This window comes from Streptomyces bohaiensis, assembly GCF_012033785.1.
GTDB lineage: Bacteria > Actinomycetota > Actinomycetes > Streptomycetales > Streptomycetaceae > Streptomyces > Streptomyces bohaiensis.
The window spans coordinates 1-13,494 of the sequence record NZ_JAAVJC010000128.1 but is presented as its reverse complement, the minus strand read 5'-3'; the positions used below and the strand labels follow the sequence as shown (position 1 = coordinate 13,494).

The following is a 13,494-nucleotide window of genomic DNA, read 5'->3' as shown; positions in this document are numbered from 1 at the left end:
GCGCGGGAGCGGGCGCGTGGGCGGGCGGTTCACCGGCGGCACCGGTGGGCGGCTCCGGCTCCTTGGCCTCACCGTGGCCGCCGCCGTCGATGCCGAGAATCCACTCCCCCGGCGTGGGCGCCGGCGGTCGGGGTGCGGGGATCACCGCGGGCGCGGCCTGCGGCGACGCGGCGCCGGGCGCCAGCTCGACGACCCGGTCGGCGACGGGCAGCAGCGCTCGGCGGTGCGTCACCAGCACCACCGTCCGGTCGGCGGTCAGGCGGCGCAGCGCGTCCGCGACCCGCGCCTCGGTGTCGGCGTCGAGAGCGGCGGTCGGCTCGTCGAGCAGCAGGACCGGGCGGTCGGCGAGGAACGCGCGGGCGAGCGCCACCCGCTGGCGCTGCCCCTGGGAGAGGCCCGCGCCGCCCTCGTCGAGCAGCCGGTCGGGGTCGATGTCGTCGGCGGCGGCGTCGGCCAGCGCGCGGGCCACGGCGGCGTCGTCGGCGTCGGGGCGGGAGAGCCGCACGTTGTCGGCGACGGTGCCGGCGAAGAGATGCGGATGCTGGGGGACCCAGGCGAGCTGCGCGTGCCAGCTCGCGGGGTCCAGCTCGGCGAGGTCCCGGCCGCCGACCAGCACCCGGCCGGCGGCGGGCCGGGCGAGACCGAGGACGCTGCGGAGCAGGGTGGTCTTGCCCGCCCCGGAGGGCCCGGTGAGGGCGACGGTCTCCCCCGCCCGCAGGTCCAGCGAGGTCGCGGTGAGGGCGTCGGTGGTCCGCCCCGGGTACCGGACGGTGACCCGGTCCAGGGTGACCATCGCCCGGCCGGCGGGCACCGCGGCGACGTCCGGTGCGGGGCGGGTGCCGGCGGCGGGCCGCTCCTCCTCCAGCACGTCGAAGACGGCGTCGGCGGCGGACAGCCCCTCCGCGGCGGCGTGGTACTGGGCGCCCACCTGCCGCAGCGGCAGGTAGGCCTCGGGAGCGAGGATCAGCACGACCAGACCGGTGTGCAGGTCGAGTTCGCCGTGCACCAGCCGCATGCCGATGGAGACGGCGACCAGCGCGACGGAGATGGTGGCGAGCAGTTCCAGGGCGAAGGAGGAGAGGAAGGCGATCCGCAGCGTCCGCAGGGTGGAGCGCCGGTACTCGCCGGTCACCGACCGGACCCGCTCCACCTGGACCTTGGCCCGGCCGAACACCTTCAGGGTGGTGAGGCCGGCGACGACGTCGAGGAAGTGGCCGGAGAGGTGGCTCAGCCGCCGCCACTGGCGGTCCATGTGCGCCTGCGTCGCCCAGCCGATCAGCATCATGAACAGCGGGATCAGCGGCAGGGTGACGAGGATCGTCGCGGCGGAGATCCAGTCCTCGGTGAGGATCTTCGCCAGGACGACCACCGGGACGACGGCGGCCAGACCCAGCTGCGGCAGATAGCGCGCGAAGTAGTCGTCGAGGGCGTCGACCCCCCGGGTGGCGAGGGTCGCCAGCTCGCCGGTGGCACGGCCGCCGTCCGCGGCCCCGCCGCCGCCCCGGCCCGCCGCGACGTGGCGCAGCAGCCGCAACCGCAGCTCGGACTTGACGGCGGCGGAGGCGCGGTGGGCGGCCAGTTCGGTGAGCCAGGAGACGAGGGCACGGCCGGTGGCCGCGGCGAGCAGCACCAGCAGCGGCGTCGTGAGGTCGCCGGGCGCGGCGCCGCCCTGGAACGCCCCGACAACGATGTCGGCGAGGGCCACGGCCTGGACGACGACCAGGACCGCACCCGCCAGGCCGAGCACGACGGAGGCGGCGAGGAAGCCGCGGGTGGCGCGGGCGCAGCGCAGCAGACGGGGGTCGACGGGGCGCACGACGGTCAGCTCCCCGCGCCCTGGGGGCGGCCGCCGCCGGCACCGGCGAGATCGTCGCCGGAGGCGCCGGGCACGTCAGGGTCGTCGGGGCCGTCGGGGCCGTCGGCGTCGGGGCCCGCGTCGCCCCCGGAGCCGCCCGGGGTGCCCGGGGCGCCGCCGCCGGGGTGGTCCGGGGCGATGTGCTGCACGCCGATCCGCTTGCGGAACACCCAGTACGTCCAGCTCTGGTAGAGCAGCACCACCGGTGTCGCGAACCCGGCGACCCAGGTCATGATCGTCAACGTGTAGTCCGTGGCGGCGGCGTTCTCCGTCGTCAGCGACCACGCCGGGTCCAGCGTCGAGGGCATCACGTCGGGGAAGAGCGCCAGGAACAGCGTGGCGACGGCGGCGGCGATGGTGACGCCGGAGAGCGCGAACGACCAGCCCTCGCGGGCCGCGTGGTTGGCGGCGAGCGCGGCCAGCAGCGCGACGGCGGCGAGGACGGTGGTGACCAGGCTCGCGGTGTCGCTGTGGGCCGCCTGGGTCCAGGCGAGGAACACGACGGCGAGGCCGGCGGTGACCAGGCCGAGGACGGCGGCGTGGCGGCGGGCGCGGTCCCGGATCTCCCCGACGGTCTTGAGCGCGGCGAAAACCGCGCCGTGGAAGGTGAAGAGCGTCAGGGTGAGTGCGCCGCCGAGCAGCGCGTAGGGGGTGAGCAGGTCCAGCAGGGTGCCAGCGAACTCCTTGTCGGCGTCGATGGGGACGCCGCGCACGATGTTGGCGAAGGCGACGCCCCACAGGAACGCCGGGAGCAGCGAGGTCCAGAAGATCGCCGTCTCCCAGGTGCGCTGCCACCTCTCCTCCGGGCGCTTGGAGCGGTACTCGAAGGCGACTCCGCGCACGATGAGGCAGACCAGGATCAGCAGCAGCGGGAGGTAGAAGCCGGAGAAGAGGGTGGCGTACCACTCGGGGAACGCGGCGAAGGTGGCGCCGGCGGCGGTGAGCAGCCAGACCTCGTTGCCGTCCCAGACCGGGCCGATGGTGTTGATCAGCACGCGGCGTTCCCGGCGGTCGCGGGCGAGGGTGCGGGTGAGGACGCCGATGCCGAAGTCGAAGCCCTCCAGGAAGAAGTAGCCGGTCCACAGGACCGCGATGAGGATGAACCAGACGGTGGTGAGTTCCATGGCCGTCTCCAGTCGGGAGCGGGGTGGGGAAGGTGCCGGGGCGGGGTGCGCGGGGGCGCGGCCGGGCGGGGAGGCGGGGCCGCGCGCCCGCGGGTCAGTAGGAGAACGCCATCGGCTTGTCCGGGTCCCGGTGGTCGCCGCCGATGCGGGTCGGCGGGTTGCGGTCGGCGTCGGTGAGCTCCGGCGGCCCCGCCTTGACGTACTTGGCGAGCAGCTTGATCTCGACGACGGCGAGCACCGCGTACAGCAGCGTGTAGACGGTCATGGAGGTGATGACCTCGCCCTGGGAGACGCCGGGCGACACCCCGGCGGAGGTCTGGAGCACGCCGTAGACCACCCAGGGTTGGCGGCCCGTCTCGGTGAAGATCCAGCCCCACGCGTTGGCGATGAGCGGGAACGCCATGGTGGCGAAGGCCAGCCGCCAGTACCAGCGGGTGAGCCCCTCACCCAGTTCGCGGTCGCGGGTGAGCGCGAGGCGCGGGACCTCCTCGCTGCCGGTCCGCAGCCGTTCGGAGAGCCAGAGCCGGCGGCGGGTCAGCCACAGCCCGGCGATGCCGAGGGTGAGCGAGGCCATGCCGAACCCGATCATCCACCGGAAGCTCCAGTAGGCGACGGGGATGTTGGGGCGGTAGTCGCCGGGCCCGTACTCGGCCTCCATCGCCGCCTGGGTGTCGTTGATGCCGGGCACCGGGTCGGAGAAGTTGTCGTGGGCGAGGAAGGACAGCAGCCCGGGGACCTCCACCGCGACGACGTTGTGCCCGGCGTCCACGTCCCCGATGGCGAACAGCGAGAACGGCGCCGGTCCCTCGGTGTCCCACAGTGCCTCGGCGGCGGCCATCTTCATCGGCTGCTGCTCGTACATGATCTTGGCGAGGCGGTCGCCGCTGACGGCGGTGAGGAGGCCGGCCGCGACCAGGGTGATCAGGCCGATCCGCAGCGAGGTGCGCATCACCTCGACGTGGCGGCGGCGCATCAGGTGGTAGGCGGCGATGCCGACCATGAAGGCGCCGCCGACGAGGAACGCCGCCGTGATGGTGTGCGCGAACTGCGCGACGGCGGTGTTCTGGGTGAGCACCTGGAGGAAGTCGGTCAGCTCGGCGCGGCCGGACTCCTCGTTGATCCGGTAGCCGACCGGGTGCTGCATCCAGGAGTTGGCGGCCAGGATGAAGTAGGCGGAGAGCACCGTGCCGATCGCCACCATCCAGATGGTGGCGAGGTGGATGCGCTTGGGCAGCTTGTCCCAGCCGAAGATCCACAGTCCGATGAAGGTGGACTCGAAGAAGAAGGCGATCAGCGCCTCGAAGGCGAGCGGCGCACCGAAGATGTCGCCGACGAACCGGGAGTAGTCCGACCAGTTCATGCCGAACTGGAACTCCTGGAGGATGCCGGTGACGACACCCATGGCGATGTTGATCAGGAAGAGCTTGCCCCAGAACTTGGTGGCGCGCAGGTAGACGTCCTTCCCGGTACGCACCCACGCGGTCTGCAGCAGCGCCACCAGAGTGGCCAGCGAGATCGTCAGCGGGACGAAGAGGAAGTGGTAGACGGTGGTGATGCCGAATTGCCAGCGGGCGAGGGTCTCCTCCGCCAGGGCCAGTTCCACAATGCCTTCTCCTTCACTGCGTGCGCCGAGCCACCGCCGGGAGCCTGACCCTTGTCGGGGGGTTCGTCCGGGACGAACCCGTAGCAACGCGACACGCTTGTGAACGTATTCACATTCACAAGCAAGTATCGCGCATCCGGTCGTCCCGGAAGCCACCGGGGTGGGTGCAACAGCTCACACCCGGCAGCGGGCCCCGGCGAGGGCCCCGCCGGCGGACGGGCACGACGGGCACGACGGGCACGACGGGCACGGCGAAGGGGCCCGCCGGATCGGCGGACCCCTTCACGAACGTGCGCGCGCCCGGCGACCCCGGGCGCTCCTCAGCCGGCGACGCGGCCCCGGAACTCGCCCGCCACCTTCAACAGCAGGTCGTCGGCCTCCCGCTCGCCGACCGTCACCCGCACCCCCTCGCCGGGGAACGGCCGCACCGTCACCCCCGCCGCGGCGCACGCCTCGGCGAACTCCACCGTGGCGTCGCCCAGCCGCAGCCAGTGGAAGTTGCCCTGCGACACCGGGACCGTCCACCCCTGCGCCGTCAGCTCGGCGTGCACCCGCCGCCGCTCCTCGACCAGCGCCGCGACGCGCTCCAGCAGTTCCGGCCCGCTCCGCAGCGACGCCACCGCCGCGTCCTGCGCCACCTGGCTCACGCCGAACGGCACCGCCGTCTTGCGCAGCGCCGCGGCGACCGGCTCCCGCGCGACGCAGAAGCCGACGCGCAGCCCGGCCAGCCCGTACGCCTTGGAGAAGGTCCGCAGCACGCAGACATTGGGGTACGCGCCGTACAGCGCGAGGCCGTCCGGGACCTCGGGGTCGTCGACGAACTCCCGGTACGCCTCGTCCAGCACCACCAGCACCCGCGCCGGGATCCGGGCCAGGAACCGCTCCAGCTCCGCCCGGCGGATCGCCACCCCGGTGGGGTTGTTCGGGTTGCAGACGAAGATCAGCCGGGTCCGCTCGGTGACGGCGTCCGCCATCGCGTCGAGGTCGTGCTCCTCGTCGGCGGTCAGCGGAACCTGGACGGAGGTCGCGCCGGCGATCTGCGTGATGATCGGGTACGCCTCGAACGACCGCCAGGCGTAGATCACCTCGTCACCGGGGCCGGCCGTCGCCTGGAGCAGCTGCTGCGCCACCCCGACCGAACCGGTGCCCGTGGCGATGTGCCCGACCGGAACCCCGAAGTGGTCGGCCAACTCGGCGAGGAGCGCGGAGCAGGCCATGTCGGGGTAGCGGTTCATCGCTCCGGCCGCCGCCACCGCACGCTCCAGCACGCCGGGCAGCGGCGGGTACGGGTTCTCGTTGGACGACAGCTTGTACGAGTCGGTACCCGCCGCCGGACGGCCGGGCCGGTAGGCGGGGATACCGTCGAGCGCGGCACGCAGCTGCGGGCCCTCAGGGAACGTCGGTGTACACATCCTCCACACCTTAGGAGGAAAAGCCCCGCGCGCGTACCCCCCGCGACGACGCCCCTGCCCAGGCGCCGGAAGGCCGCCGGGGGTCGCGGACGCCGGCGGGGCGGGGCGGCCGCCGGGCGGGAACCGCCCTTGCCGGCGGCGGTGGCACCGGCCGGCGGCGGCGGTACTGCCGCCGGCCGAGCCACCCGGTGCCAGGCCGCTCCCAGGTCCTCACTCGAAAGAGTGAGGGCCGTGAACGTGAAAAGCCGGAGCATCGGGAGCGCGGAGACGGCCGGAGGACGGATACCGGGGCTCACTTCCCCGCAACACCTGCGGTTCCCAGGCCGATGGCCGGATTCCGGCGTGCAGAAACGTATCCGCCCCTCAACGTGTGCGAACCTCAGGCATGTTGAGCCGCCGGGCCTACGATCAGGTCGACATGACAGCAGCGAAACATCAGGTGAGCCGGGGGGACGACACCCGCCGATCCCGCCGCCCGCGGACCGGTATCCGTGACGTCGCGGCAGAGGCCGGTGTCTCGATCACCACTGTCTCCGACGCCCTCAACGGCAAGGGCCGGCTGCCCGACACCACCCGCAGCCACGTCCGGTCGGTCGCCGACCGGCTGGGGTACCGCCCCTCGGCAGCAGCGCGGACCCTGCGCACCGGCCGATCGGGGCTGATCGGGCTCACGGTCACCACCTACGGTGAAGAACCGTTTACCTTCACCGAGTTCGCCTACTTCGCGGAGATGGCCCGCGCCGCGACCTCCGCCGCGCTCGCCCGCGGCTACGCGCTCGCGATCCTCCCCGCCACCTCGCAGCACGACGTCTGGTCCAACGTGGCGCTCGACGGCACCGTCGTCGTCGACCCGGCCGACCACGACCCGGTCGTCGCCGAGCTGGTCCGCCAGGGCATCCCGGTGGTCTCCGACGGGCGCCCGGCCGGCGACCTGCCGGTCGCCGGCTGGGTCGACAACGACCACGAGGCCGCCGTCGTCGGCCTGCTGGACCACCTGGCCTCCTCCGGGGCCCGGCGCATCGGGCTGCTCACCGGGACGGGGACCGACACCTACACCCGGCTGTCGACCGAGGCCTACCTCGGCTGGTGCGCCCGCGTCGGCCAACCGCCCGTCTACGAGGCGTACCCCGCCCACGACCCCTGCGCGGGAGCGCTCGCCGCCGACCGGCTGCTCGCCCGGCCCGACCGGCCCGACGCCGTCTACGGCCTGTACGACCCCAACGGCACCGACCTGCTGGCCGCCGCGCGCCGCTACGGGCTGCGCGTTCCGGAGGACCTGCTGCTGGTCTGCTGCAGCGAGTCCGACGTCTACGCCACGACCGAACCGCCCGTGACCACCCTCTCCCTGCAACCCGGCCGCATCGGCTCCGCCGTGATCCAGCTGCTCATCGACGCCATCGAGGACGGCGCCGCCGCCCGGGCCGCCGGAACGGCGCGGGGTCGTTCGACGGGCCGACGATCCGGGGCGCGCCACACGGGCCACAGCCCGGCCGCGACCGACCGGACCGCGCTCCGCCCGACGCAGCAGCGCGTCATGCCGACCGAGTTGATCGTGCGCGCGTCGTCCCAGCCGCGGGTGCGGTCGGTGACCGTGAGCCAGCAGCGCACCCCCCCCTGCTGCGGGCGGGTAGTTTCCGGTAGCCTCCCAGCCAGGGTGGCCTGAACACCCCGATCGCCGGGCCCGCCGGTGGGCGTGTCAGGTGTCCGACGCTTCCCGTGGTGGGATTCCTATGATGGACAGGTGGGCATCGGACAGGTGCGGAACCGGTCGGTGACGTCGGAGGCGGCGCGTACGTGGTGGAGGGGTCATGGCTCAGGAGCCTGCCGGGGATTCAGGTGTCGAGTTCCGCGCGGACGCGGCGGGAGCCGCCGTCCCCGGTCACGCGGCCGCGACCCAGGTGACCGCGCCACCCGCCGGTCCACCGGCGGCCGCTCCCCCGCTGCCGCCGCCCGCCGCGCCCCCGGCGCCGGAGGAAACGGCCGGCGCCCCTGCCGCCGCACCGCCCGCCGACAGCCGCGGGCCGCTGTACGTCGTCGGTGACGTCCACGGCTACCTCGACGAGTTGCGCGCCGCGCTGCGCGCCGCCGGTCTCACCGACGAGGAGGACCGCTGGGCGGCGGGCACCAGCCGGCTGTGGTTCCTCGGCGACTTCACCGACCGCGGCCCGGACGGCGTCGGCGTCATCGACCTGGTGATGCGGCTCTCCGCCGAGGCCGCCGCCGCCGGCGGCTACTGCAAGGCGCTGCTGGGCAACCACGAGCTGCTGCTGCTGGGCGCCCACCGCTTCGCGGACACCCCGGTGGAGTCCGGCGCCGGGACCGCGACCTTCCGGGCGGCGTGGATGCTCAACGGCGGCCAGCCCAGCGACATGGAGCGGCTGGAGGACCACCACGTGCAGTGGATGTCCCGGCTGGACTCCCTCGCGGTCGAGGACGGCCACCTGCTCCTCCACTCCGACACCACCGCCTACCTCGACTACGGCGACACCGTGGAGGACGTCAACGACGCGATCTTCCAGGCGTTGCAGCGGCTGGACTCCGCCGAGACGTGGGAGCTGTTCCGCAAGTTCACCCGGCGGTTCGCCTTCCGCGACGAGGACGGCCCCCAGGCCGCCCGCACGCTGCTCGCCACCTTCGGCGGTGCCCGGATCGTGCACGGCCACAGCCCCATCCCGTACCTCACCGGCGACGGCGACACCGCCATCGACGAGGACGGCGAGGAGCGCCCGCTGCGCCCCACCGAACCCCACCTCTACGCGGAGGACCTGGCGATCGCGATGGACGGCGGTGTCACGATGGGCGGGCCGATGCTGGTCTCGCGCCTCCCGCTCGCCGCGGAGGCCACGGACGCGGCCGTCCCTGCCGCGACGGCCTGACGGCGCGCCGATCCGGCGGCTGTCCCCGCTCCGCGTGCCCGGCGCCGGGCGGCCGGCGGTCCCGTGGCGGGGTGGTGCGCTCGCCACCGCGGGCGGCGACACTCCGGAAAGCTCACCGGGCGCGCGGTCGCGCGCCGGTCGCACGGCGTGCGCGGGCGGGGACGACGGCGTGCGCTGCACCGTTCGCGCGGCAAAGACCCCTGCGGGCCCGCCCTTCCTCGCCGCCTCACCGAGCGGTCGGCAGCCGTCGAGGCGCGGCCGGAACGTGACGGCGTGATCACCGATTCGACGCCCCGTCAGCGGCCGGTGGAGCGCGGAGACGCCGTCGGCGCCGCCGGCGTGGAGCCCCGCGGATCCCGGCCGGCCGCGCGGCGGCCCTCCCCGCGCGCGTCCGGAAGAAGCCGCCGGTCGGGTTGGACTCCGGTGAAGAGCTGAGCCACCTGGGGCGTGCTCCGCGTGCGGCCTGCCGCACGCGGGCAGGGTCAGGGGGAGGGCATACCGCCCACGAGACAGGATTTCCCGAAACAGGCCGCGCGAAGCGACTTGTTCCGGCCAGCTCTCTGTCACAGGGCCCGTGCGGGCTCTACCATCGGACCTTGCCCACGCTCTCCGTCCCGGACGGCGAACGGCCGGCAGGGACGGCCCAATCGGAGCATCTGGGGAAGCACATGGACGGTGCGAACTTGCTGTTGCAGGAGGACCGGCCCGACTACGAGCGGGTCCTCGACGAGGCCCTGCGGCGGGTCCGGCAGGACGCGGGACCGGCGGCAGCCGAGCGGTTCCGGACCGAGCGGCTGCGGCGCCTCGGTATGGAGGCCGCGCCCCTGGTCGCGCCGCGCGCGGCGGCCGAGTACGAGCACTACGTCGCGGTCCGGAGCCGGTTGCGCGTCCCGGCGTCCACCGCACCGTCATCCGCCCCTCCCCCCGTCGCCCCGTCGCCTGCCGCCCCGGCCCCCGATGTCGGCGTGGGCGCGGGAGCGCTGGCCTCGGTGCTCCTGCCGGTACTCGCCGGGATCTCCGCGCTCGTCTTCCTGCTCTTCGGGTACGGGCTGAGCCTGGCCGACCCGGAACCGCCGGTGGCCGCCTCGATGCGCACGGCCGGCTGGGTGTTCGCCGTCCTGACGGCGATCGGGCTGGCCGTAGCGGCGGTGGAGCTGCTGATCGGCGCCCTCCGGAACGGAGCGACCTCGGTCCGCGCGGCGCGCCCCGGCCGGCAGGCCGCCGACGCCGCCCCCACCGAACTGGTCGAGGCCCGCGAGGCCTGGCAGAGAGCGCTGCTGGAACGTGGCCTGCTCCCGTTCCTGCACGAGACCGTAGGAGGAGAGTCCGTGTCGGACAACAACGACCGTGAGAGCCGTACCCCGAAGCTGAAGTTCTCCAGCCCGAAGTTCTCGACCTCCAAGGACCGTTCCGGGGAGAAGACCGATTCCGAGGAGACGGGTTCGCGCTTCGGCCGCGGCGGGTTCTCCAGCCCCAAGAGCTTCAGCCGGGACGGCGACGCGCCGGACAGCGGCTCCGGCTCACGGTTCTCCAGCCCGAAGTTCTCCAGCCGCACCGACGAGGGCGAGCAGTCCGGCGAACGGAGCGCACCGGGGTACGCCAGCCCGTCGTACCGGTCGTCGTCCGAGAGCAGCGACGACTCCGGTTCACGGTTCGGCCGCGGCGGCTTCGCCAGCCCCTCCTACCGCTCCTCCTCGGACAGCTCCGAGAGCGGCGAGAGCGAGGGCTCCGGCTCCCGCTTCGGCAAGGGCGGCTTCGCCAGCCCGGCGTACCGGTCGTCCTCGGAGAGCAGCGACGACTCCGGTTCGCGGTTCGGCCGCGGCGGCTTCGCCAGCCCCTCCTACCGCTCCTCCTCGGACAGCTCCGAGAGCGGCGAGAGCGAGGGCTCCGGCTCCCGCTTCGGCAAGGGCGGCTTCGCCAGCCCCAAGCTCGCGGGTTCGGACCGCGAGGAGGGACACGAGTCCACGGAAGGCCCGGCCTCCTGACCGACCTGCCGACCGGGCGCCCGTCCGGGGCGCCCTCGCCGCCGCGCCACGGCGGGGCGGACCACCGGGCGTGGGGCGCGGAACGCCCCACGCCCCGTCAGACTCCCGGCACCCCGCCCGCGAACGCCCGGGCACCGGCCGTGCGGCGTCCGGTGGCACCGGCCGGCGCGGGAGCCGGCCACGCCTGGTCGGCGAGCAGTCGCTCCACCGCGAGGGCGACCCCGTCCTCGGTGTTGGCGGCGGTGCGGTGGGTGGCCGCCGCGAGGACGTCGGGATGGGCGTTGGCCATCGCGTAGGAGCGTCCCGCCCAGGCCAGCATCTCCAGGTCGTTCGGCATGTCGCCGAAGGCCACCACGTCCTGCGGCCCGAGACCGCGCCGCGCGCAGTAGGAGGCGAGCGTCGTCGCCTTGCTCACCCCGCGCGCGCTGATCTCCACCAGGGCGCTGGGGCTGGAGCGGGTGAACTCCGCCAGCCCCGGTGCGGCGGCACGGGTGGCGGCGAGCAGCCGGTCGGGGTCCATCGCCACGTGCCGGGCGAGCAGCTTGATGATCGGCCGGTCGGCGAACTCACCTGTCTCGTCGAGCAGTTCCGCTATGGGCGCCACCTCGGCCACGGCGCCGGGGAAGTACGTCGGGTAGTCGGGTTCGTAGTGCATGCCGGTGGTCCGCTCCACTGCGAAGGTGACGCCGGGAACAGCGGCGCGCAGCGCGGCGGCCAGGGTGCGGGCGTCCGACGGGCGGAGCGGGTGGACCTCGACCAGCGGCGGCGTCGCCGCCGGCGGAAGGCCGCCCCCGGCGACGCGCACCGGGTCGGCGCCGGCGAGGAGGTCCGCGGGGGCGAGGGCGCCGAGCGCGGTGAGGTCGGCGACGGCGGCGCCGTTGGCGCAGATGGCGACGGTCCGGTCCCGGACGGCGCTCACCACCTCCAGCCAGCGGGCGGGGCGGCCCGTGACGAAGACGGTCTCGATGCCGGCGTCCGAGGCGGCGGCGAGCGCGTCGAGGGTGCGGCGCGAGACGGTGCGGTCGTCGGCGAGGAGCGTGCCGTCGAGGTCGGTGGCGATGAGTCGGGGACGGTGTTCCGGATGGGGACGTACGCGGTGAGTCTCGGTCACGGCAATAATCCTCGCGCATATGCCAGCACATGTGTGCAGTAGTGGTCACGGATGAGCCAGCGGAGGAACCACTCCTACCGGACAACTCCGGACGTTACCCGGCGCACGCCCCCGCCTCCCCATCCCCTACCTCCCGGAATGCACCACCGGACCGGTGACCGGTCACCACCCGACCAGTGCGCCACCCTTGGCCGTATACCGCCGCCGGGACGCCGCCGCCCGCGGCCGCCCCGCCGCCGAAGGCGGTGCGTGGCCGGTTCGTGACGCGATCGCACCGGTGTGCTCCACCGCCGCCGTGCGCGCCCCGTGCGCGCCGCGCGCGGCTCCGGGCGTCGTCCTCCGAGCCCCGGTGCCCGTCGACAGCGGCCGCTTCCGGGCGCACGGGGGCGCCGTCTCCGTCGCCGGTACCGGACCGTCCGCACCCCGGCGGTCCGGCGCCGCGCGCGGGCGCACGCGGCCGACCGGCCGCCCCGCGCCCCGGCCACCGGGCCGACGCGGGACCCGGCTCGGGGGGCCGGATGGCCTACCCTGCCTCCCATGGCTGATGCACCCCCCGCCGCCCCGCTGCGGCTCTCCACCGTGATCCTGCCGGTACGTCGCTGGTCGCAGGGGGGTAGGCAGGTCTGGGAGCGGGCGGAGGAGCTGGGCTTCCACACGGCCTACACCTACGACCACCTCAGCTGGCGCAGCTTCCGCGACCAGGCGTGGTTCGGGGCGATCCCGACGCTCACCGCCGCAGCAGCCGTCACCGACCGGCTGCGGCTGGGCACCATGGTGACCTCGCCGAACTTCCGGCACCCGGTCACCCTGGCCAAGGAGCTGATCACGCTCGACGACGTCGCCGACGGGCGCGTCACGCTGGGCATCGGCGCCGGCGGCAGCGGTTTCGACGCCACGGCGCTGGGCCACGACGCGTGGACGCCCCGCGAACGCGCCGACCGCTTCGCCGAGTTCGTACCGCTGCTCGATCGCCTGCTGACCGAGGGCGGCCCCGGCGGGGTCTCGTTCACGGGCGACTTCTACTCGGCCCGCGACGTGCGCAACATCCCCGGCTGCGTGCAGCGGCCCCGGCTGCCGTTCGCCGTCGCCGCCACGGGACCGCGCGGCATGCGGCTGGCGGCCCGCCACGGTCAGGCGTGGGTCACCACCGGCGACCCGGCGACGGCAGACGCCTCTCCCAAGGCGGCGATGGACGGACTGGCGCGGCAGGTCGACCGGCTCGCGGGGGCCTGCGCCGAGGCGGGCCGGGAACCGGGCGCGATCGGGAAGGTGCTGCTGACGGGCTTCACCCCGCACCGCCCGCTGGAGTCGCTCGACGCCTTCGTCGACCTCGCCGGCCGCGTCCGTGAGCTGGGGTTCACCGAGATGCTGGTGCACTGGCCGATCCCCGACTCGGTCTTCGCCGCCGACCAGGACCTGTTCGAGCGCATCGCGACCGAGGGGCTCGCCCAGCTCACCGCCTGAGTCGATCTCCGACCGGCAGGGCGCGGGCGCCGGCACCCGCGGAGCCGGCCCGCCGGCTCCGCGG

Annotated in this window: 9 protein-coding genes; 4 read left to right on the top strand and 5 right to left on the bottom strand. The window is 74.4% G+C overall.

Features of this window, described 5'->3' with window-relative positions:
• From cydD to hisC, 4 genes are all read right to left on the bottom strand, one after another.
• On the bottom strand, positions 1-1,816 hold a 1,816-nt coding region (cydD, locus tag HCN52_RS14960; protein ID WP_168088943.1), incomplete at its 3' end, for a thiol reductant ABC exporter subunit CydD.
• Between the two features lie 5 nt (positions 1,817-1,821).
• Positions 1,822-2,979: a cytochrome d ubiquinol oxidase subunit II gene (gene cydB, locus HCN52_RS14955; RefSeq protein WP_168088942.1), complete on the bottom strand. Its 1,158-nt coding sequence runs from the start codon at positions 2,977-2,979 to the stop codon at positions 1,822-1,824.
• 94 nt (positions 2,980-3,073) lie between these two features.
• Positions 3,074-4,582, bottom strand: coding sequence for a cytochrome ubiquinol oxidase subunit I (locus HCN52_RS14950; RefSeq protein WP_168088941.1), 1,509 nt, complete (start codon positions 4,580-4,582; stop codon positions 3,074-3,076).
• 320 nt (positions 4,583-4,902) lie between these two features.
• Complete coding sequence (gene hisC, locus HCN52_RS14945) at positions 4,903-5,994, bottom strand: histidinol-phosphate transaminase (RefSeq protein ID WP_168088940.1); 1,092 nt, start codon at positions 5,992-5,994, stop codon at positions 4,903-4,905.
• A 418-nt stretch (positions 5,995-6,412) separates the two neighbouring features.
• On the opposite strand from hisC, the gene HCN52_RS14940 reads away from it, so the two are divergent.
• The 3 genes from HCN52_RS14940 to HCN52_RS14930 all read left to right on the top strand — a co-directional run bounded on the left by HCN52_RS14940 (position 6,413) and on the right by HCN52_RS14930 (position 10,855).
• Positions 6,413-7,657, top strand: coding sequence for a LacI family DNA-binding transcriptional regulator (locus HCN52_RS14940; RefSeq protein ID WP_168088939.1), 1,245 nt, complete (start codon positions 6,413-6,415; stop codon positions 7,655-7,657).
• Between the two features lie 145 nt (positions 7,658-7,802).
• Positions 7,803-8,870, top strand: a complete 1,068-nt coding sequence (locus HCN52_RS14935; protein WP_168088938.1) for a metallophosphoesterase — start codon at positions 7,803-7,805, stop codon at positions 8,868-8,870.
• Positions 8,871-9,538: 668 nt separating this feature from the next.
• Complete coding sequence (locus HCN52_RS14930; RefSeq protein ID WP_168088937.1) at positions 9,539-10,855, top strand: serine/threonine-protein kinase; 1,317 nt, start codon at positions 9,539-9,541, stop codon at positions 10,853-10,855.
• Between the two features lie 97 nt (positions 10,856-10,952).
• Here HCN52_RS14930 and HCN52_RS14925 read toward each other — a convergent pair whose 3' ends face one another.
• A complete protein-coding gene (locus HCN52_RS14925) occupies positions 10,953-11,966 on the bottom strand; it encodes an HAD family hydrolase (RefSeq protein ID WP_168088936.1) in 1,014 nt (337 codons plus the stop codon).
• A 537-nt stretch (positions 11,967-12,503) separates the two neighbouring features.
• Between HCN52_RS14925 and HCN52_RS14920 the strand changes: the two genes are divergently transcribed.
• The gene (locus HCN52_RS14920; RefSeq protein ID WP_168088935.1) at positions 12,504-13,430 is read left to right on the top strand and encodes an LLM class flavin-dependent oxidoreductase; all 927 of its coding nucleotides are present in this window, start codon (positions 12,504-12,506) and stop codon (positions 13,428-13,430) included.
• Positions 13,431-13,494 lie beyond the last annotated feature (64 nt).

What these genes read in the sequence shown, in the direction of transcription:
- cydB (WP_168088942.1), bottom strand. Translation starts at nt 2,979, where the DNA reads ATGGAACTCACCACCGTCTGGTTCATCCTCATCGCGGTCCTGTGGACC.
- hisC (WP_168088940.1), bottom strand. Translation starts at nt 5,994, where the DNA reads ATGTGTACACCGACGTTCCCTGAGGGCCCGCAGCTGCGTGCCGCGCTC.
- HCN52_RS14940 (WP_168088939.1), top strand. Translation starts at nt 6,413, where the DNA reads ATGACAGCAGCGAAACATCAGGTGAGCCGGGGGGACGACACCCGCCGA.
- HCN52_RS14935 (WP_168088938.1), top strand. Translation starts at nt 7,803, where the DNA reads ATGGCTCAGGAGCCTGCCGGGGATTCAGGTGTCGAGTTCCGCGCGGAC.
- HCN52_RS14930 (WP_168088937.1), top strand. Translation starts at nt 9,539, where the DNA reads ATGGACGGTGCGAACTTGCTGTTGCAGGAGGACCGGCCCGACTACGAG.
- HCN52_RS14920 (WP_168088935.1), top strand. Translation starts at nt 12,504, where the DNA reads ATGGCTGATGCACCCCCCGCCGCCCCGCTGCGGCTCTCCACCGTGATC.